We start from the raw sequence: 17406 nt of genomic DNA on the forward strand, positions 1-17406 counted from the left end.
GAGCGCCTTGTGCCGTTATACGCCCTGGGCTGGTGATAAACGAACGCCCCGACGGCACACAGCGTGCCGCCGGGGCGAACGGTCGTACGACTACCAGCAGGCGGTGATTAACGCTTGCTGTACTGCGGGGCCTTACGGGCCTTCTTGAGACCGGCCTTCTTGCGCTCGACCGCACGGTCGTCGCGCTTGAGGAAGCCGGCCTTCTTCAGCGCCGGGCGGTTGTTGTCGACGTCGGCCTCGTTCAGCGCGCGGGCGACACCGAGACGGAGCGCACCGGCCTGACCGGAGACGCCGCCACCCGAGATGCGGGCGATGACGTCGTAGCGGTTGTCGAGCTCGAGCACCTTGAAGGGCTCGTTGACTTCCTGCTGGTGCACCTTGTTGGGGAAGTAGTCCTCAAGGGTGCGACCGTTGATCTTCCACTTACCGGTGCCCGGGACGATACGGACGCGGGCGATGGCGTTCTTGCGACGGCCCAGGCCGGCGGCCGGCTGCGGGTCGCCGAAGCGGCCCGCGAGCGACTCGGAGGTGTACTCGCCCTCGACGGGGACCTCGGACTCGCTGGTGTAGCTCTCGATGTCGACAAGCTCGGTCTCAGTCTCTTCGACCGGCTGCTCAACGGTGGTCTCGGCCACGATTCTCCTCAGATTCTTTTTCGTCTTAGGGGGTGGCCGGAACTACTGCGCGACCTGGGTGATCTCGAACGGGACCGGCTGCTGCGCAGCGTGCGGGTGGTTCTCGCCCGCGTAGACCTTCAGCTTCGAGAGCACCTGACGGCCCAGGGTGTTCTTGGGAACCATGCCCTTGATGGCCTTCTCGATGGCCTTCTCGGGGTTCTTCGCCAGCAGCTCGTCGTAACGGACGGAGCGCAGACCACCCGGGTAACCCGAGTGGCGGTACGCCAGCTTCTGGGTCTTCTTGTTGCCGGAGAGGTGCACCTTGTCCGCGTTGATGATGATGACGAAGTCACCAGCGTCGACGTGGGGGGCGTAGATCGGCTTGTGCTTGCCGCGCAGAATGTTCGCAGCAGTGGTCGCCAGACGACCCAGGACGACATCCTGGGCGTCGATGACGTACCACTGGCGAGTGATGTCGCCGGGCTTGGGGCTGTACGTACGCACGGTCGTAGCCTTCGCTTCTTCAGTGAGTGGGTCCTGACATGGCCACCACGGACGATCACGACAGCCCTGACCGCACCTCGGTGACGCATACCGAGTGCTGGTCGCTGGTCATCGGCCCCGGTGGACCGGTGTAAGGGCCCCTCACGTGAGAATGAGCAAGCCAATACACATAACGAACTGCAAGAGTACCCGCGCTTCCCCGGACGGGTCAAAACGCGCTCTTGCGGCGGGCGCCGCGGGCAGTCGTCCGGACGGACGGCTCACGCCCCTCGGCGTCGAACGCCCCGGGGCAGCTCCCGGCCGCACGGCCGCCGCTGCAGCCTGCGGAACCAGGGTAAGCCAGTCCCGAAAGACATGCCGCATCGCCGGCCCGGCGCCCATGTGAGGAAACCCACGGCATCCCGCCTCCGCGCGCCGCACCCGTCCCCGTGCGCCGCCGCCCGCGCGCACGAGGTCACCGTCCCCATGACAGCCGCGCGGATGTCACCACAGAACGGACGGCCCCGCCGGGAGGCGTGACGTACCAACCACCCGGAGATGTCACTTTTGCCCGTGCGCGGTCAGGTCACGCTAGGGGCTCAGCTGTCCCCCGGTGCGGAACGGCACCCCCCAACGCCCGTCTAAGATGCGCCCCATGAGCTATGGGCAGGGTGGGCAGGGGGAGCCCCCGTGGGATCCGTGGAAGCCTGGTTCTCAGCAACCCGACTGGGGCAGCGGAACCAGGACTCCGGACTGGGCGGCACTCGCCGAGGCGTCCGAGACGCGCAACAGGCGCCGCAGGCTGCTGGTGATCGGCGGCTCGGCGATCGCGACGCTCGCCGTCGGCGCGGCCGTCGCCATGGCCGTCGTCTCCGCGAACGGCGACAACGGCAACACGGCGTCGAACCAGTCCGGCAAGGGGCCCGGCACCGCGGCCGTCCCGAGCGACACCAGCGCGTCGGCGCCCTCGTTCGCGCCGACGTCGGCGCCCCCGCCGCTGGATCCGAAGGACTTCATATCCAGCGCCAAGAAGGACACCGCTCCGCTCAGCCCGGACATCCTCTTCCCCGGTTCGCAGCTGACCATGGGTGACCGCGTCTACCGCAAGGGTCCGACCGACTCGACGACGAAATGCGCGACGGGCGCGCAGAAGACGCTCCCCAAGGCCCTCACCGACAACGGCTGCACCCGGCTGATGCGCGTCACGTACAGCAAGGACGGCGTCGCGGTGACCGTGGGCGTCGCGGTCTTCGACACCTCGGCCCAGGCGGCCAAGGCCAGGGCCCAGGCGGACACCAAGAGCATCATCATCTCGCTGCCCGGCCAGGGCGTCGCGACCTTCTGCCGCAAGTCGGTCTGCCGCTCGACCACCAACTTCTACGGCCGCTACGTGTACTTCACGCTGGCCGGCTTCACCAACGGCAAGGACGCGACGACCAAGAGCGCCGAGGTCTTCACCGCCGGCGACGACCTGGGCGAGTTCACCTTCCGCCAGATCCGCCGCCGCGGCGAGGCGCAGGCGTCGTCGGCGGCCAACCGGTAGTCACCGGCCGGCGCGGGTGGACCGGGCCGCCCCCGGCCACCGCGCACCGGCGGCCGGACGCCCGCGCGGCGCACCGGCCACGCTCCTCGCCGGGGCCGCGCCCAAAGGCGCACCCGGCGCCCCTCCCCCGCGCCGTTCGCGCGCGGGAGCCACTCAGCAGGTGTCGCACGCGGGCACGCCGGGCAGGGTGCGCTTGTTGCGCGCCTCCTTGCTGCGCGCGGCCAGCAACTCGTCGGCGGGATAGCCGACCTCCTCCAGCGTCAGCCCGTGCGGCCGTACGACATGGACGGCCGAGTCCCGCACGCCGGCGGCCAGCACCTTGCCCGGCCACTCGGGCCCGCGGTGCCCGTCCCCCACGAACAGCAGCGCCCCGATCAGCGACCGCACCATGTTGTGGCAGAACGCGTCCGCGCGGACGGTCGCGGTGATGATCCCGTCGTCCCCGCGCACCAGGCTCAGCTCCTGGAGCGTGCGGATGGTCGTCGCGCCCTCGCGCTTCTTGCAGTAGGCGGCGAAGTCGTGCTCGCCCACGAGCCCGGCCGCGGCCTGGTTCATCGCGTCGACGTCCAACGGCCAGTCGTGCCACAGGACGTGATTGCGCAACAGCGGATCCACGCCTCCGGCGTTGTCGGTGACGCGGTACGCGTAGCGCCGCCAGACGGCCGAGAAACGCGCGTTGAACCCGGCGGGCGCCTCGGTCAGGGACCACACCCGCACGTCCTTCGACAGCCGCCCCGCCAGCCGCTTCAGCAGCTTCTCCCGGTGTTCGGCCCACAGCTCCGCCGGCAGGTCGACGTGCGCCACCTGCCCGCGCGCGTGCACCCCGGCGTCGGTGCGCCCGGCGACCGTCAGCTCGTACCCGGTCCCGTGGGAGCGCGTCACCGTACGCAGCGCGTCCTCGATCTCCCCCTGCACGGTCCGCCGGCCCCCGGCCTGCTTGGCCCATCCGGAGAACTCGCTCCCGTCGTACGACAGGTCGAGCCGCACCCGTACGAACCCGTCTTCTGCTTCGTCACTCACACCCAGATCCTCTCAAGGCCGGAAACTCCCAGGAACGCGGAAGCGGGCCCGCCCCCGAAGGGACGGACCCGCTCTCACAGCCAGGCAGTGCCTCAGGCGTCCTTGGACTCCTCGGCGGCGGCCTCGTCGGCCGGCTTGGCGTCCTCGACGACCTCGTCGGACTTGGCCTCGACGGCCTCGTCCTTCTTGAGGGTGTCTTCCTTGACGGCACGCTTGGTGGCCGCCTCGGCCTCACCGGTGGCCTGCTGGGCCACGGTCAGGGCCTCCACCAGCTCGATGACGGCCATGGGCGCGTTGTCGCCACGGCGGTTACCGATCTTGGTGATACGGGTGTAGCCACCCGGGCGGTTCTCGTAGCGCGGGCCGATCTCGGTGAAGAGCGTGTGCACGATGCTCTTGTCCGTGATCACCGAGAGCACCTGACGGCGGTTGTGAAGGTCACCCTTCTTCGCCTTGGTGACCAGACGCTCCGCGTACGGGCGCAGGCGACGGGCCTTCGCCTCGGTGGTGGTAATGCGGCCGTGCTCGAAGAGCGACTTCGCGAGGTTCGCGAGGAGCAGCTTCTCGTGCGCGGCGCTGCCGCCCAGACGGGCACCCTTGGCAGGCTTCGGCATGGTCTTTCTCCTAGGTGTCTGCCCCGGCCGTATCAGGTACCAGGGTCAGTATCCGAGCAGGCGGTCGCCTGTCGGAGATCCGGACGCCTCTTTCGCGGTGTCCGGAGGGTCCGAGCCCCCGAGGGGGCGCGGGAAGCCGCGGGACCAGCCGAAGCGGGCCCGCGGCCGCAGAACCGTGTTCTCCGCGGAGAGCTCAGTACTGCTCGGTCTCCACGAAGCCCGCGTCCGCGTCGTCGTCGGCGCCGAAGGCGTCGGCGGCGGCGGTCGGGTCGAATCCGGGCGGGCTGTCCTTGAGGGCCAGGCCCATGCCGGCCAGCTTCGCCTTGACCTCGTCGATGGACTTCGCACCGAAGTTACGGATGTCCAGGAGGTCGGCCTCGGAGCGGGCGACGAGCTCACCCACGGAGTGGATGCCCTCACGCTTGAGGCAGTTGTACGACCGAACGGTGAGCTCGAGCTCCTCGATCGGCAGGGCGAGATCAGCGGCGAGGGCGGCGTCCGTGGGGGACGGGCCCATGTCGATGCCCTCGGCGTCGATGTTGAGCTCACGGGCCAGACCGAACAGCTCGACCAGGGTCTTACCGGCCGACGCCATGGCGTCACGGGGACGCATGGCCTGCTTGGTCTCGACGTCGACGATCAGCTTGTCGAAGTCGGTGCGCTGCTCGACACGGGTCGCCTCGACCTTGTAGGTGACCTTCAGAACGGGCGAGTAGATGGAGTCGACCGGGATACGGCCGATCTCCTGGCCCACCTGCTTGTTCTGAACGGCGGAGACGTAGCCGCGACCGCGCTCGACGGTCAGCTCCATCTCCAGCTTGCCCTTGCCGTTGAGCGTGGCGAGGACGAGGTCGGGGTTGTGCACCTCGACACCGGCCGGGGGCGCGATGTCGGCGGCGGTGACCAGACCCGGACCCTGCTTGCGCAGGTACATCACGACCGGCTCGTCGTGCTCCGAGGAGACGACGAGCTGCTTGATGTTGAGGATCAGGTCGGTGACGTCCTCCTTGACGCCCGGCACGGTGGTGAACTCGTGCAGAACGCCGTCGATGCGGATGGACGTGACCGCCGCACCCGGGATCGAGGAGAGGAGGGTCCGACGCAGGGAGTTGCCGAGGGTGTAACCGAAGCCCGGCTCCAGCGGCTCGATCACGAACCGGGAGCGGAATTCGTCGACGACCTCTTCGGTCAACGAGGGACGCTGAGCGATCAGCATGTGTGGATCAGATCCTTCTTTCGTGGACGCCCGCTATTTGACGCCCGACGGAACCGTACGTTTTCACCGTACGGGTACTGCAAGGATACGGGCGATACGGCCCTTTTACGGAGCCGTACCGCCCGGAAACCTCAAGCCGACAAGCGGCCGTGCGTCAGACGCGGCGGCGCTTGGGCGGACGGCAGCCGTTGTGCGGGGTCGGCGTGACGTCCTGGATGGAGCCGACCTCGAGACCGGTCGCCTGCAGCGAACGGATCGCCGTCTCGCGGCCCGAGCCCGGGCCCTTGACGAAGACGTCGACCTTGCGCATGCCGTGCTCCTGCGCGCGGCGGGCGGCCGACTCGGCGGCCATCTGCGCGGCGAAGGGGGTGGACTTGCGCGAGCCCTTGAAGCCGACGTGGCCGGCGGAGGCCCAGGAGATCACGTTGCCCGAGGGGTCCGTGATCGAGACGATCGTGTTGTTGAACGTGCTCTTGATGTGAGCGTGCCCGTGAGCGACGTTCTTCTTTTCCTTGCGGCGCACCTTCTTGGCAGCGCCCTGACGACCCTTGGGGGGCATCTATTACTCCTACGGGAGGTGGTCGGTCCTACAGCGAAGACCGCTGATAAGCGTCCGCTGAGGACTACTTCTTGCCCGGCTTCTTCTTACCGGCGATGGCGCGACGCGGGCCCTTGCGGGTACGAGCGTTCGTGCTGGTGCGCTGACCGTGGACGGGCAGGCCACGACGGTGGCGCAGACCCTGGTAGCAGCCGATCTCGACCTTGCGGCGGATGTCGGCCTGAACCTCGCGACGGAGGTCACCCTCGGTCTTCAGGTTGGCGTCCACGTACTCGCGGATCTTGACCAGCTCCTCCTCGGAGAGGTCACGAACGCGGGTGTTCGGGTTCACGCCGGTCTCGGCCAGCGTCTGCTGGGAAAGGGTCCGGCCGATGCCGAACACGTAGGTCAGGGCGACCTCCACACGCTTTTCGCGCGGGATGTCAACACCGGAAACGCGTGCCATTCAATGGCTCCAGTTGTCGTTCGGAGGTCTTCCGCAGAACCGGATCCCGCCCGCCGTCCTCTTCTCTCATGAAGATTCGGTACGAAGGGGTCCCCGGCCTCCGACCGGGGGTGTCAGGCCTGATGAGACTCAGCCCTGGATTCTGCGTATGAACATGTACTGCTTGCGTCGCGCGAAGTATCTGCGGGTGCAGAAGGTGCGGTCGTGCGTCAGCCCTGGCGCTGCTTGTGGCGCGGGTTTTCGCAGATGACCATGACCCGGCCGTGACGGCGGATCACCCTGCACTTGTCGCAGATCTTCTTGACGCTCGGCTTGACCTTCATTAGGTGAGGTTCTCCGGGTCAGTGCCACCACCCGCGCCCCGGAACCGGGGACACGGAGTAAAGGCAAGATCTACTTGTATCGGTAGACGATCCGGCCACGCGTCAGGTCGTACGGAGACAGCTCCACCACGACCCGGTCGTCAGGGAGGATGCGGATGTAGTGCATACGCATCTTGCCGCTGATGTGTGCCAGAACCTGGTGGCCGTTCTGGAGCTCTACCTTGAACATTGCGTTCGGAAGAGACTCGACGACAGTGCCCTCGATCTCGATGGCACCTTGCTTCTTGGCCACGCTTCGCCCTTCGAATCGACTACCTTGATCGACTCCGTCCAAGCGCATGCAGACATGCGGGTACACGAGAGCCGACGAGTCAGTCTACGTCAGGGCACCCGGAAAGACGAATCGAGGAAGAATGCCCCATCAGGGAGATCCTTAACCGGGACCCCTCCGGTGATTGGGCACGAAAACGGCCGGCGCGACGGAAGCGAACCGCCGGAACGCGAACAGGTGGAACGAGAAGGCGCCGGGGCCGACGCCGCCGGTCCGCCGGGAACCGGTACCGGAGCTCTCCCGGCACCCGGCCCGCCCGGCTACGCCAGCGGGTCCGGCGCCGCCGTCACTCCGTACTCCGCCAGCTTCGCCCTGCCGCAGTCCGGAGCCGTCAGGACCAGCGGGCCCTCCTCCGTCACCGCCACCGAGTGCTCCCAGTGCGAGGACCACGTGCCGTCCGTCGTGATGACGGTCCAGTCGTCCTCCAGCACCTCGGTCTTCGGTGTGCCGAGGGACACCATCGGCTCGACGGCCAGGCAGATGCCGGGGACGAGCTTCGGGCCCTTGCCGCGCCGGCGCTCCACGTAGTTCAGCAGGTGCGGGTCCATGTGCATCTCGGTGCCGATGCCGTGGCCGCCGTAGTCCTCGATGATCCCGTACCGGCCGCCGCCGGGCTTCGGCTGGCGGCGGATGTACGTCTCGATCGCGCGGGAGACGTCGACGAGCCGGTTCCCCGACCTCATCGCCGCGATGCCCGCCCACATCGACTCCTCGGTCACCCGGGAGAGCTCGATCAGCTCGGGAGCGTGGCCGGATCCCACGAACGCGGTGTACGCCGCGTCCCCGTGCCAGCCGTCCACGATCGCGCCCGCGTCGATGGAGATGACGTCGCCGTCCTTCAGGACGGTCTTGTCGTCCGGGATGCCGTGCACGACGACCTCGTTGGCCGAGGTGCAGATGGTCGCGGGGAAACCGCCGTACCCAAGGAAGTTCGATTTCGCGCCGTGCTCCGCGAGCACCTTGCGCGCCACCTCGTCGAGGTCCCGCGTCGTCGCGCCGGGCACCGCCGCCTCGCGTGTGGCCGCGTGCACGGCGGCCACGACCAGGCCCGCCTCACGCATCTTGGCGATCTGCTCGGGGGTCTTGATCTGCACCATGGCGGCCCGCGCTCTCCGTCTTCTCCGTCAACCGACTGCGTACACGAACGACTACCTGTACAACACTACGGCCGCGACACCCCGGAGGGCACCGCGGCCGAAGCAGCGTGACGACTACTTGTCGTCGGCCTTGCTCTTGAGCGCCTCCATGGCGCGCGCCGTGACCTCTTCCACCTTGCCGAGTGCCGAGATCGTCACGACCAGGCCCTGGGCCTTGTAGTAGTCGATGATCGGCTCGGTCTGCGTGTGGTAGACCTCCAGCCGCGTGCGGACGGTCTCCTCGGAGTCGTCGTCGCGCTGGTACAGCTCACCGCCGCAGACGTCGCAGACACCGTCCTGCTGCGGCTTCTTGTACTCCACGTGGAAGACGTGGCTCGAGTCCTTGCGGCAGATACGGCGGCCCGCGATGCGCTTGACCACCTCGTCCTCGGGGACCTCCAGGTCCAGCACCGCGTCCAGCTTCATGCTCTCGGCATTCAGCATCTCGTCGAGCGCCTCGGCCTGCGAGACGTTACGAGGGAAGCCGTCCAGCAGGAAGCCGTTCGCGGCGTCGGCCTGCTCCATGCGGTCCTTGGCCATCCCGATGGTGACCTCGTCGGGCACCAGGTTGCCGGCGTCCATGTACGCCTTCGCCTGCTTGCCGAGGTCCGTGCCCTGACTGATGTTGGCACGGAAGAGGTCGCCCGTGGAGATGTGCGGAATCCCCAGGTTCTTGGCAAGGAACGCGGCCTGCGTTCCCTTCCCGGCACCGGGTGGCCCGACGAGGACGATTCGCATCAGCGGAGGAACCCTTCGTAATTGCGCTGCTGAAGCTGGCTCTCGATCTGCTTCACCGTCTCAAGACCCACACCCACGATGATCAGGATGCTGGTACCACCGAACGGGAAGTTCTGGCTTGCCCCGAAGCCAACCAACGCCATCGTCGGTACGAGAGCGATCAGACCCAGATACAGCGACCCCGGCCAGGTGATCCGGTTGAGTACGTAGCTGAGGTACTCAGCGGTCGGTCGGCCAGCCCGGATGCCCGGGATGAAGCCACCATACTTCTTCATGTTGTCGGCTACTTCCTCGGGGTTGAAGGAGATCGCCACGTAGAAGAACGCGAAGAAAACGATCAGGAGGAAGTACATCGTGATGTAGATCGGGTGGTCGCCCTTGGTCAGGTTCTGCGTGATCCAGGTCTTCCAGCCGGAGTTTCCGTTGGAGAACTGGGCGACCAGCGCCGGGATGTAGAGCAGCGACGACGCGAAGATGACGGGGATCACACCCGCCTGATTGACCTTCAGCGGGATGTACGTGGACGTACCCCCGTAGGAGCGGCGGCCGATCATGCGCTTCGCGTACTGGACGGGAACGCGCCGCTGGGCCTGCTCGACGAAGACCACCAGGCCGACCATGACCAGGCCGACGAGGATGACCGTGCCGAACTCGATCCAGCCTCCGGCCAGCGTGCCCTGCTTCTTGATGGCCCACAGCGCGGACGGGAAGCTGGCGGCGATCGAGATGAACATCAGGATCGACATGCCGTTGCCGATGCCGCGGTCCGTGATGAGCTCGCCCAGCCACATGACGACGCCGGTACCGGCGGTCATGGTGACGACCATGACGACGGTCTGGAAGATCGACTGGTCCGGCACGATCTGGTTGGCCACCTGGCAGCCGCTGAACAGGGCGCCGCTGCGCGCGGTCGCGACCAGACCGGTGCCCTGCAGGATGGCGAGAGCCACCGTCAGATAACGGGTGTACTGCGTGATCTTCGCGGTGCCGGACGAGCCCTCCTTCTTGAGGGCTTCGAGGCGCGGGATCACCACCGTCAGCAGCTGCAGGATGATGCTCGCCGTGATGTACGGCATGATGCCGAGCGCGAAGATCGTGATCTGCAGCAGCGCGCCACCACTGAACAGGTTGACGAGACCGAACAGCCCCTGGTTGCCCTTCGAGGCCGCGTCGATACAGGTCTGGACGTTCTTGTAGTCGACGCCAGGGATCGGAATGTGCGTACCGACCCGGTAGACCACGATGATGGCGAGCGTGAAGAGCAGCTTCTTGCGCAGGTCGGGCGTCCTGAACGCCCGGGCGAACGCGGTGAGCACGGTGCCTCCTGCGACCCCCGCGCAACTGCGTCAAGGGTGATGGTCTTGAGGTTCGACGAATAGGTATCGGTCAACTGCCGCCCAGCGGGACACCGGACGAAAGTCGGCAGTGCAGGCCACCTTACCGGCGACACCGCCCCCCTTGGAACGACCAACCGGGGATGCCCCATTTGTTGGGGCATCCCCGGTCGGGATCGCTCAAGTCATCGAGGCGCCTGAAGTGATCAGACGAGCTCGGTGACGGTACCGCCGGCGGCGGTGATCTTCTCCTTGGCGGAGCCGGAGACGGCGTCGACCGTCACCTGCAGCGCCACGGAGACCTCGCCCTGGCCGAGGACCTTGACCAGGCTGTTCTTGCGAACGGCACCCTTGGCGACGAGACCCTCGACGGTGACCTCGCCACCCTCCGGGTACAGCGCGGCCAGCTTGTCGAGGTTCACGACCTGGAACTCGGTCTTGAACGGGTTCTTGAAGCCCTTCAGCTTCGGGAGGCGCATGTGGAGGGGCATCTGCCCGCCCTCGAAGCGCTCCGGAACCTGGTAGCGGGCCTTCGTGCCCTTGGTACCACGACCGGCCGTCTTACCCTTCGACGCCTCACCACGACCCACACGGGTCTTCGCGGTCTTGGCGCCCGGGGCGGGACGGAGGTTGTGGATCTTGAGCGGGTTGTTCTCCGCCATGATCAGTCGACCTCCTCAACCGTCACGAGGTGGCGGACGGTGTGCACCATTCCGCGGAACTCGGGGCGGTCCTCCTTGACGACCACGTCGTTCAGGCGCTTGAGCCCGAGCGAACGCAGTGTGTCGCGGTGGTTCTGCTTGCTGCCGATGTACGACTTCGTCTGCGTGATCCTGAGCTGAGCCATGATTACGCACCCGCTCCCGCACGCGCACGCAGCAGAGCCGCGGGGGCGACGTCCTCGAGGGGCAGACCACGGCGAGCCGCGATCTCCTCGGGACGCTGCAGGCCCTTGAGGGCCGCCACGGTCGCGTGCACGATGTTGATCGCGTTGGACGAGCCGAGCGACTTCGACAGGATGTCGTGAACGCCGGCGCACTCGAGCACAGCACGCACCGGGCCACCGGCGATGACGCCGGTACCGGGGGAAGCAGGCTTGAGCAGGACGACGCCCGCGGCCTTCTCGCCCGTGATCGGGTGCGGGATGGTGCCCTGGATACGGGGGACCTTGAAGAAGTGCTTCTTGGCCTCTTCAACACCCTTGGCGATCGCGGCCGGCACCTCCTTGGCCTTGCCGTAACCGACACCGACGGTGCCGTCACCATCGCCCACCACGACCAGCGCGGTGAAGCTGAAGCGACGACCACCCTTCACAACCTTGGCGACGCGGTTGATCGCGACAACGCGCTCAACGTACGCGGTCTTCTCGGCGGCAGCTGCGCCGCCGTCACGGCCCTTCCGGTCCCGCCGCTCGCCGCCACCGGCACCGCCACCGCGGCGCTGGGGTCCAGCCATTGGAATTACCTCTCTCTGTTTCCGCTAGCTACGGAACCGACTCAGAACTTGAGTCCGGCTTCGCGGGCGGCGTCCGCCAGGGCGGCGATGCGCCCGGCGTACTGGTTTCCACCACGGTCGAATACGACAGCCTCGACACCGGCGGCCTTGGCGCGCTCGGCGACAAGAGCGCCGACCGACTTCGCCTGAGCCGACTTGTCGCCCTCGCCACCACGGACCGTGGTGTCCAGGGTCGACGCCGACGCCAGGGTGTGACCCTTAACGTCGTCGATGACCTGGGCCACGATGTGGCGGTTGGAACGCGTCACGACCAGGCGCGGACGCTCAGCCGTACCCGAGATGTGCTTACGGATCCGGATGTGACGACGCTTGATGGCAGCACGCTTGTAAGCGTCGCCCTTAGCAATCTTGACACCGTATGCCATGGCTTACTTACCCGCCTTTCCGACCTTGCGGCGGATGACTTCGCCTTCGTACTTGACGCCCTTGGCCTTGTACGGGTCGGGCTTGCGCAGCTTGCGGATGTTGGCCGCAACCTCGCCGACCTTCTGCTTGTCGATGCCCTCGACCGAGAAGTGCGTCGGGTTCTCGACCTTGAACGAGATGCCCTCGGGCGCCTCGACCGTGATCGAGTGGCTGTAGCCGAGCGAGAACTCCAGGTTGGAGCCCTTCGCCAGGACGCGGTAACCAACACCGCTGATCTCGAGCTTCTTCACGTAACCCTGGGTCACGCCGGTGATCATGTTCGCCACCAGCGTGCGGGACAGGCCGTGCAGGGCCTTGTTCTGACGCTCGTCGTTGGGGCGGGTGACGTTCAGAACGCCTTCCTCACCCTTGACGATCTCGATCGGCGCGACGACGGTGTGGGAGAGGGTGCCCTTGGGGCCCTTCACCTGGACCGTACGGCCATCGATGGTGACGTCCACGCCGGCGGGAACCGTGATGGGGAGCTTGCCAATGCGCGACATAGCTGTTTCCTCCGTTCCCTTCCGCTACCAGACGTAGGCGAGAACTTCTCCGCCTACGCCCTTCTTGCCGGCCTGCTTGTCGGTGAGGAGCCCGTGGGACGTGGAGATGATCGCCACGCCGAGGCCACCCAGCACCTTGGGCAGGTTGGTGGACTTCGCGTACACCCGGAGACCGGGCTTGGAGATCCGCTTGATGCCCGCGATGGAGCGCTCACGGTTCGGGCCGAACTTCAGCTCGAGAACGAGGTTCTTGCCGACCTCGGCGTCCTCGACCTTCCAGCCCGTGATGAAGCCCTCCTGCTGGAGGATCTCCGCGATGTGCGACTTGATCTTGCTGTGCGGCATTCCCACGGTGTCGTGGTACGCCGAGTTCGCGTTACGCAGACGCGTAAGCATGTCTGCGATCGGATCAGTCATGGTCATGAATTGGCCTTCGGCCTCTCTCGCCGGGGTTTCCTGTATGCGCCATCCCTCTCCCCACTCATGGGCGGGACGGGTGCGGTGCGGGGACCTACGGCGTAGTAAGTCGTCTGAGCGTCAGGCGCCCAACCCTCCTAGCCTAAGCCATGGAGAGGTGGGCACCTGACAGAGCCCTTTACTTACCGAGAGTCCTGGATCCCTGAACTACAGGGACTACCAGGAGCTCTTGGTCACGCCCGGCAGCTCGCCACGGTGAGCCATCTCACGAAGGCAGACGCGGCACAGGCCGAACTTGCGGTACACGGAGTGCGGACGACCGCAGCGCTGGCAGCGCGTGTAGCCACGCACACCGAACTTGGGCTTACGAGCAGCCTTGGCAATCAGAGCCTTCTTCGCCATCTCGCTTACGCCTCCTTGAAGGGGAAGCCGAGGTGACGAAGGAGCGCACGGCCCTCAGCGTCGTTGGTCGCCGTGGTCACCACGGTGATGTCCATACCCCGGGTGCGGTCGATCTTGTCCTGGTCGATCTCGTGGAACATGACCTGCTCCGTGAGACCGAAGGTGTAGTTGCCACGGCCGTCGAACTGCTTGGGGGACAGACCACGGAAGTCGCGGATGCGCGGAAGCGCGAGCGACAGGGTGCGGTCCAGGAACTCCCACATGCGGTCGCCACGGAGCGTGACGTGGGCACCGATCGGCTGACCCTCGCGCAGCTTGAACTGCGCGATGGACTTGCGGGCCTTGGTGATGGCCGGCTTCTGACCGGTGATCGTGGTCAGGTCACGGACGGCACCGTCCATGAGCTTCGAGTCACGGGCGGCGTCGCCGACACCCATGTTGACCACGATCTTGACGAGGCCCGGGGTCTGCATGACGTTCTCGTAGGAGAACTCTTCCTGCAGCTTGCCCGCGATCTCCTCGCGGTACTTCGTCTTGAGACGCGGAGTGGTGGTGGTAGCCATCAGATGTCCTCACCCGTCCGCTTGGCAACGCGGATCTTGTTGCCCTCGTCGTCGAAGCGGTAACCGACACGCGTGACGACCTTGTTGCCGTCCTTCTCCACGACGAGCTGAACGTTGCTCACGTGGACCGGGGCCTCGGTCGTCACGATGCCGCCGGCCTGCGAACCACTCGCGGTCGGGCCGGCCTTGGTGTGCTTCTTGACCCGGTTGACACCCTCGACCAGGACGCGCTCGTCGCGCGGGTAAGCGGCAATGACCTTGCCCTGCTTGCCCTTGTCCTTGCCGGTGATGACCTGAACCGTGTCACCCTTCTTGATCTTCATGCTTACAGCACCTCCGGCGCGAGCGAGATGATCTTCATGAACTTCTTCTCGCGCAGCTCACGGCCGACAGGGCCGAAGATACGGGTGCCGCGAGGGTCGCCGTCGTTCTTCAGAATGACGGCGGCGTTCTCGTCGAAGCGGATGTACGAGCCGTCCGGACGGCGGCGCTCCTTGACGGTGCGAACGATGACGGCCTTGATGACGTCACCCTTCTTCACGTTGCCACCGGGGATCGCGTCCTTGACGGTGGCGACGATCACGTCACCGATGCCCGCGTAGCGGCGACCGGAGCCACCGAGCACACGGATGCAAAGGATCTCCTTCGCACCAGTGTTGTCGGCGACACGCAGTCGCGACTCCTGCTGGATCACGTCTATCTCCTGATTTGTCTGCCGGTTCCCGGGGCGGGGCCGACCTTACGGCGGCCCCGCCCCGAGCCTGGCGGAACGAACCTGAGGGAAACCCCTCAGGTAATTACTTGGCCTTCTCGAGGATCTCGACGATGCGCCAGCGCTTCGTCGCGGACAGCGGACGCGTCTCCATGAGGAGGACGCGGTCGCCGATACCCGCGGCGTTCTGCTCGTCGTGTGCCTTGAGCTTGCTCGTACGGCGGATGACCTTGCCGTACAGGGCGTGCTTGACGCGGTCCTCGACGGCGACGACGACGGTCTTGTCCATCTTGTCGCTGACGACCAGACCCTCACGGGTCTTGCGGAAACCGCGCTGCTCGTTGGTCTCAGTCACGTTGCTCTCGCTCATCAGGCGCTCTCCACCGTTTCGATGCCCAGCTCGCGCTCACGCATCAGGGTGTAGATCCGCGCGATGTCCTTGCGGACGGCCTTGAGCCGACCGTGGTTCTCGAGCTGACCGGTCGCCGCCTGGAAGCGGAGGTTGAACAGCTCTTCCTTGGCTTCGCGAAGCTTCGCGAGAAGCTCCTCGTCACCCAGTTCGCGCAGCTCGGACGCCTTGGTACCGGCCGACATCACGCTTCACCTGCCTCGCGCTTGACGATCCGGCACTTCATCGGCAGCTTGTGGGCTGCGCGAGTGAGGGCCTCACGAGCGATCTTCTCGTTGGGGTAGGACAGTTCGAACATGACCCGGCCCGGGTGCACGTTCGCGACCCACCACTCGGGAGAACCCTTACCGGAACCCATGCGGGTCTCGGCAGGCTTCTTGGTCAGCGGGCGGTCCGGGTAGATGTTGATCCAGACCTTGCCGCCACGCTTGATGTGACGGGTCATGGCGATACGAGCGGCCTCGATCTGGCGGTTCGTCACGTACGCCGGCGAGAGGGCCTGAATGCCGTACTCGCCGAACGAAACCTGCGTGCCGCCCTTGGCCTGACCACGACGCTTCGGGTGGTGCTGCTTGCGGTGCTTGACCCTACGGGGGATCAGCATGTCGGTCAGGCCTCCGTTCCGGTGCTCTCAGCCGGAGCGGCAGCCGCCGGAGCCTCGGCCTTGGGGGCCTCGGCAGCGGGAGCCTGCTGCGGCTTACGACCGCGACCGCCACGCTCGCCACCGCGGCCACCACGGCCGGCCGGGCGGTCGTTGCCGCCGCCACGGGCCGGGCGGTTGCCGGCGCGGGCAGCGGCGTTCTCGGCGCGGACCTCGGCGATGTTCTTGACGTCGCCCTTGTAGATCCAGACCTTCACACCGATACGGCCGAAGGTCGTCTTGGCCTCGAAGAAGCCGTAGTCGACGTTCGCGCGGAGCGTGTGCAGGGGCACACGGCCCTCGCGGTAGAACTCCGAGCGGGACATCTCGGCGCCGCCGAGGCGGCCACCGCACTGGATCTTGATGCCCTTGGCGCCGGCCTTCATCGTGCCCTGCATGCTCTTACGCATGGCGCGACGGAAGGAGACGCGGGAGGACAGCTGCTCGGCAACGGCCTGGGCAACCAGCTGAGCGTCGGTCTCGGGGCTCTTGACCTCGAGGATGTTCAGCTGGACCTGCTTGCCCGTGAGCTTCTCGAGGTCACCGCGGATGCGGTCGGCCTCGGCGCCACGGCGGCCGATGACGATGCCCGGACGCGCGGTGTGGATGTCCACCCGCACACGGTCACGGGTGCGCTCGATCTCAACCTTCGAGATGCCGGCGCGCTCCATGCCGGACGTCATCATCCGACGGATGGCGACGTCTTCCTTGACGTAGTCCTTGTACAGCTTGTCGGCGTACCAGCGGGACTTGAAGTCCGTGGTGATGCCGAGCCGGAACCCATGCGGGTTAACCTTCTGGCCCATTACCGGGTTCCTTCCTTGCTGCTGACGACCACGGTGATGTGGCTGGTCCGCTTGCGGATCCGGTAGGCGCGGCCCTGGGCACGCGGACGGAACCGCTTCAGGGTCGGACCCTCGTCGACATACGCCTCGGAGATGACGAGGCTGCCGGCGTCGGTGTGGTCGTAGTTGTGTGCGGCGTTGGCAATGGCGCTGTCGAGCACCTTGCCGACCGGCACGCTCGCGGCCTGCGGGGCGAAACGCAGGACCGCCTGAGCCTCCGTGGCATCCATGCCACGGATAAGGTCCACCACGCGGCGGGCCTTCATGGGCGTAACGCGGATGTACCGCGCCTGGGCCCTGGCTTCCATGGTTGTCCTTCCAGTGTCTGTCATGGTCATTCCACCCCGCGTTAGCGGCGCTTCGACTTCCGGTCGTCCTTGACGTGACCCCGGAAGGTGCGCGTCGGCGAGAACTCGCCGAGCTTGTGGCCGACCATCGACTCGGTGACAAACACCGGAATGTGGGTCTTGCCGTTGTGCACCGCGATCGTGTGGCCGAGCATGGCCGGGATGATCATCGAGCGACGGGACCAGGTCTTGATGACGTTCTTGGTGCCGGCTTCGTTCTGTACGTCCACCTTCTTGATCAGGTGGTCGTCGACGAAGGGCCCCTTCTTGAGACTGCGCGGCATCTAAA

At 66.5% G+C, this 17406-nt stretch carries 29 protein-coding genes; 1 reads left to right on the top strand and 28 read right to left on the bottom strand.

What is annotated here, in order from left to right:
- Nucleotides 1-107: 107 nt before the first annotated feature.
- Complete coding sequence (gene rpsI, locus GFH48_RS17050; RefSeq protein ID WP_153289103.1) at nt 108-635, bottom strand: 30S ribosomal protein S9; 528 nt, start codon at nt 633-635, stop codon at nt 108-110.
- A gap of 42 nt (nt 636-677) precedes the next feature.
- Nucleotides 678-1121 (bottom strand): 50S ribosomal protein L13, encoded by a 444-nt coding sequence (rplM, locus tag GFH48_RS17055; protein ID WP_153289104.1) that lies wholly within the window; start codon nt 1119-1121, stop codon nt 678-680.
- Nucleotides 1122-1755: 634 nt separating this feature from the next.
- Between rplM and GFH48_RS17060 the strand changes: the two genes are divergently transcribed.
- Nucleotides 1756-2643, top strand: coding sequence for a hypothetical protein (locus GFH48_RS17060; protein ID WP_153289105.1), 888 nt, complete (start codon nt 1756-1758; stop codon nt 2641-2643).
- Nucleotides 2644-2796: 153 nt separating this feature from the next.
- Here the strand turns inward: GFH48_RS17060 and truA are convergent, their stop codons facing one another.
- The 26 genes from truA to rpsS all read right to left on the bottom strand — a co-directional run bounded on the left by truA (nt 2797) and on the right by rpsS (nt 17401).
- Nucleotides 2797-3663: a tRNA pseudouridine(38-40) synthase TruA gene (gene truA / locus GFH48_RS17065; protein WP_153289106.1), complete on the bottom strand. Its 867-nt coding sequence runs from the start codon at nt 3661-3663 to the stop codon at nt 2797-2799.
- Between the two features lie 92 nt (nt 3664-3755).
- Nucleotides 3756-4277, bottom strand: a complete 522-nt coding sequence (rplQ, locus tag GFH48_RS17070; protein ID WP_153289107.1) for a 50S ribosomal protein L17 — start codon at nt 4275-4277, stop codon at nt 3756-3758.
- 193 nt (nt 4278-4470) lie between these two features.
- The gene (locus GFH48_RS17075; protein WP_003966937.1) at nt 4471-5493 is read right to left on the bottom strand and encodes a DNA-directed RNA polymerase subunit alpha; all 1023 of its coding nucleotides are present in this window, start codon (nt 5491-5493) and stop codon (nt 4471-4473) included.
- Between the two features lie 154 nt (nt 5494-5647).
- Nucleotides 5648-6052: a 30S ribosomal protein S11 gene (gene rpsK / locus GFH48_RS17080; RefSeq protein ID WP_003956432.1), complete on the bottom strand. Its 405-nt coding sequence runs from the start codon at nt 6050-6052 to the stop codon at nt 5648-5650.
- A gap of 64 nt (nt 6053-6116) precedes the next feature.
- Nucleotides 6117-6497 carry a 30S ribosomal protein S13 gene (gene rpsM / locus GFH48_RS17085; protein WP_153289108.1) on the bottom strand — a complete coding sequence of 127 codons (381 nt, stop codon included), beginning with the start codon at nt 6495-6497 and terminating at the stop codon, nt 6117-6119.
- A gap of 209 nt (nt 6498-6706) precedes the next feature.
- Nucleotides 6707-6820 (bottom strand): 50S ribosomal protein L36, encoded by a 114-nt coding sequence (gene rpmJ, locus GFH48_RS17090; protein ID WP_003998809.1) that lies wholly within the window; start codon nt 6818-6820, stop codon nt 6707-6709.
- A 70-nt stretch (nt 6821-6890) separates the two neighbouring features.
- Nucleotides 6891-7112, bottom strand: a complete 222-nt coding sequence (gene infA, locus GFH48_RS17095; RefSeq protein WP_003948620.1) for a translation initiation factor IF-1 — start codon at nt 7110-7112, stop codon at nt 6891-6893.
- 299 nt (nt 7113-7411) lie between these two features.
- On the bottom strand, nt 7412-8248 hold the full coding sequence (gene map / locus GFH48_RS17100) for a type I methionyl aminopeptidase (protein WP_153289109.1): 837 nt from the start codon (nt 8246-8248) through the stop codon (nt 7412-7414).
- A gap of 114 nt (nt 8249-8362) precedes the next feature.
- Nucleotides 8363-9025 carry an adenylate kinase gene (locus tag GFH48_RS17105; protein WP_153289110.1) on the bottom strand — a complete coding sequence of 221 codons (663 nt, stop codon included), beginning with the start codon at nt 9023-9025 and terminating at the stop codon, nt 8363-8365.
- The gene (gene secY, locus GFH48_RS17110) at nt 9025-10341 is read right to left on the bottom strand and encodes a preprotein translocase subunit SecY (protein ID WP_148010030.1); all 1317 of its coding nucleotides are present in this window, start codon (nt 10339-10341) and stop codon (nt 9025-9027) included. Before secY ends, GFH48_RS17105 begins: the two co-directional genes overlap by 1 nt.
- Before the next feature lie 224 nt (nt 10342-10565).
- Complete coding sequence (gene rplO / locus GFH48_RS17115; protein WP_007443991.1) at nt 10566-11021, bottom strand: 50S ribosomal protein L15; 456 nt, start codon at nt 11019-11021, stop codon at nt 10566-10568.
- A 2-nt stretch (nt 11022-11023) separates the two neighbouring features.
- Nucleotides 11024-11206, bottom strand: coding sequence for a 50S ribosomal protein L30 (rpmD, locus tag GFH48_RS17120; RefSeq protein ID WP_060901490.1), 183 nt, complete (start codon nt 11204-11206; stop codon nt 11024-11026).
- A gap of 2 nt (nt 11207-11208) precedes the next feature.
- Complete coding sequence (rpsE, locus tag GFH48_RS17125) at nt 11209-11814, bottom strand: 30S ribosomal protein S5 (protein WP_037694140.1); 606 nt, start codon at nt 11812-11814, stop codon at nt 11209-11211.
- A gap of 41 nt (nt 11815-11855) precedes the next feature.
- The gene (rplR, locus tag GFH48_RS17130) at nt 11856-12239 is read right to left on the bottom strand and encodes a 50S ribosomal protein L18 (RefSeq protein ID WP_067367094.1); all 384 of its coding nucleotides are present in this window, start codon (nt 12237-12239) and stop codon (nt 11856-11858) included.
- A 3-nt stretch (nt 12240-12242) separates the two neighbouring features.
- Nucleotides 12243-12782 carry a 50S ribosomal protein L6 gene (rplF, locus tag GFH48_RS17135; RefSeq protein WP_153289111.1) on the bottom strand — a complete coding sequence of 180 codons (540 nt, stop codon included), beginning with the start codon at nt 12780-12782 and terminating at the stop codon, nt 12243-12245.
- Between the two features lie 24 nt (nt 12783-12806).
- Nucleotides 12807-13205 (bottom strand): 30S ribosomal protein S8, encoded by a 399-nt coding sequence (gene rpsH, locus GFH48_RS17140; RefSeq protein WP_010986352.1) that lies wholly within the window; start codon nt 13203-13205, stop codon nt 12807-12809.
- A gap of 210 nt (nt 13206-13415) precedes the next feature.
- Nucleotides 13416-13601 carry a type Z 30S ribosomal protein S14 gene (locus GFH48_RS17150; RefSeq protein WP_003948630.1) on the bottom strand — a complete coding sequence of 62 codons (186 nt, stop codon included), beginning with the start codon at nt 13599-13601 and terminating at the stop codon, nt 13416-13418.
- 5 nt (nt 13602-13606) lie between these two features.
- Nucleotides 13607-14164 carry a 50S ribosomal protein L5 gene (rplE, locus tag GFH48_RS17155; RefSeq protein WP_153289112.1) on the bottom strand — a complete coding sequence of 186 codons (558 nt, stop codon included), beginning with the start codon at nt 14162-14164 and terminating at the stop codon, nt 13607-13609.
- Entirely contained in the window at nt 14164-14487 is a 324-nt protein-coding gene (gene rplX / locus GFH48_RS17160; RefSeq protein ID WP_153289113.1) for a 50S ribosomal protein L24, read from the bottom strand. The genes rplE and rplX overlap by 1 nt, the downstream gene beginning before the upstream one ends.
- A 2-nt stretch (nt 14488-14489) precedes the next feature.
- Nucleotides 14490-14858 carry a 50S ribosomal protein L14 gene (rplN, locus tag GFH48_RS17165; protein WP_003992364.1) on the bottom strand — a complete coding sequence of 123 codons (369 nt, stop codon included), beginning with the start codon at nt 14856-14858 and terminating at the stop codon, nt 14490-14492.
- 103 nt (nt 14859-14961) lie between these two features.
- Entirely contained in the window at nt 14962-15246 is a 285-nt protein-coding gene (gene rpsQ / locus GFH48_RS17170) for a 30S ribosomal protein S17 (RefSeq protein ID WP_148010025.1), read from the bottom strand.
- Entirely contained in the window at nt 15246-15470 is a 225-nt protein-coding gene (rpmC, locus tag GFH48_RS17175) for a 50S ribosomal protein L29 (protein ID WP_003998824.1), read from the bottom strand. Before rpmC ends, rpsQ begins: the two co-directional genes overlap by 1 nt.
- Nucleotides 15470-15889, bottom strand: a complete 420-nt coding sequence (rplP, locus tag GFH48_RS17180; protein WP_153289114.1) for a 50S ribosomal protein L16 — start codon at nt 15887-15889, stop codon at nt 15470-15472. The genes rpmC and rplP overlap by 1 nt, the downstream gene beginning before the upstream one ends.
- Before the next feature lie 5 nt (nt 15890-15894).
- Nucleotides 15895-16731, bottom strand: coding sequence for a 30S ribosomal protein S3 (gene rpsC / locus GFH48_RS17185; protein ID WP_153289115.1), 837 nt, complete (start codon nt 16729-16731; stop codon nt 15895-15897).
- Nucleotides 16731-17078, bottom strand: coding sequence for a 50S ribosomal protein L22 (rplV, locus tag GFH48_RS17190; protein ID WP_006604878.1), 348 nt, complete (start codon nt 17076-17078; stop codon nt 16731-16733). Before rplV ends, rpsC begins: the two co-directional genes overlap by 1 nt.
- A 41-nt stretch (nt 17079-17119) precedes the next feature.
- Complete coding sequence (gene rpsS, locus GFH48_RS17195; RefSeq protein ID WP_005481224.1) at nt 17120-17401, bottom strand: 30S ribosomal protein S19; 282 nt, start codon at nt 17399-17401, stop codon at nt 17120-17122.
- Nucleotides 17402-17406 lie beyond the last annotated feature (5 nt).

This window comes from Streptomyces fagopyri, from assembly GCF_009498275.1.
Taxonomy (GTDB): Bacteria; Actinomycetota; Actinomycetes; order Streptomycetales; family Streptomycetaceae; genus Streptomyces; species Streptomyces fagopyri.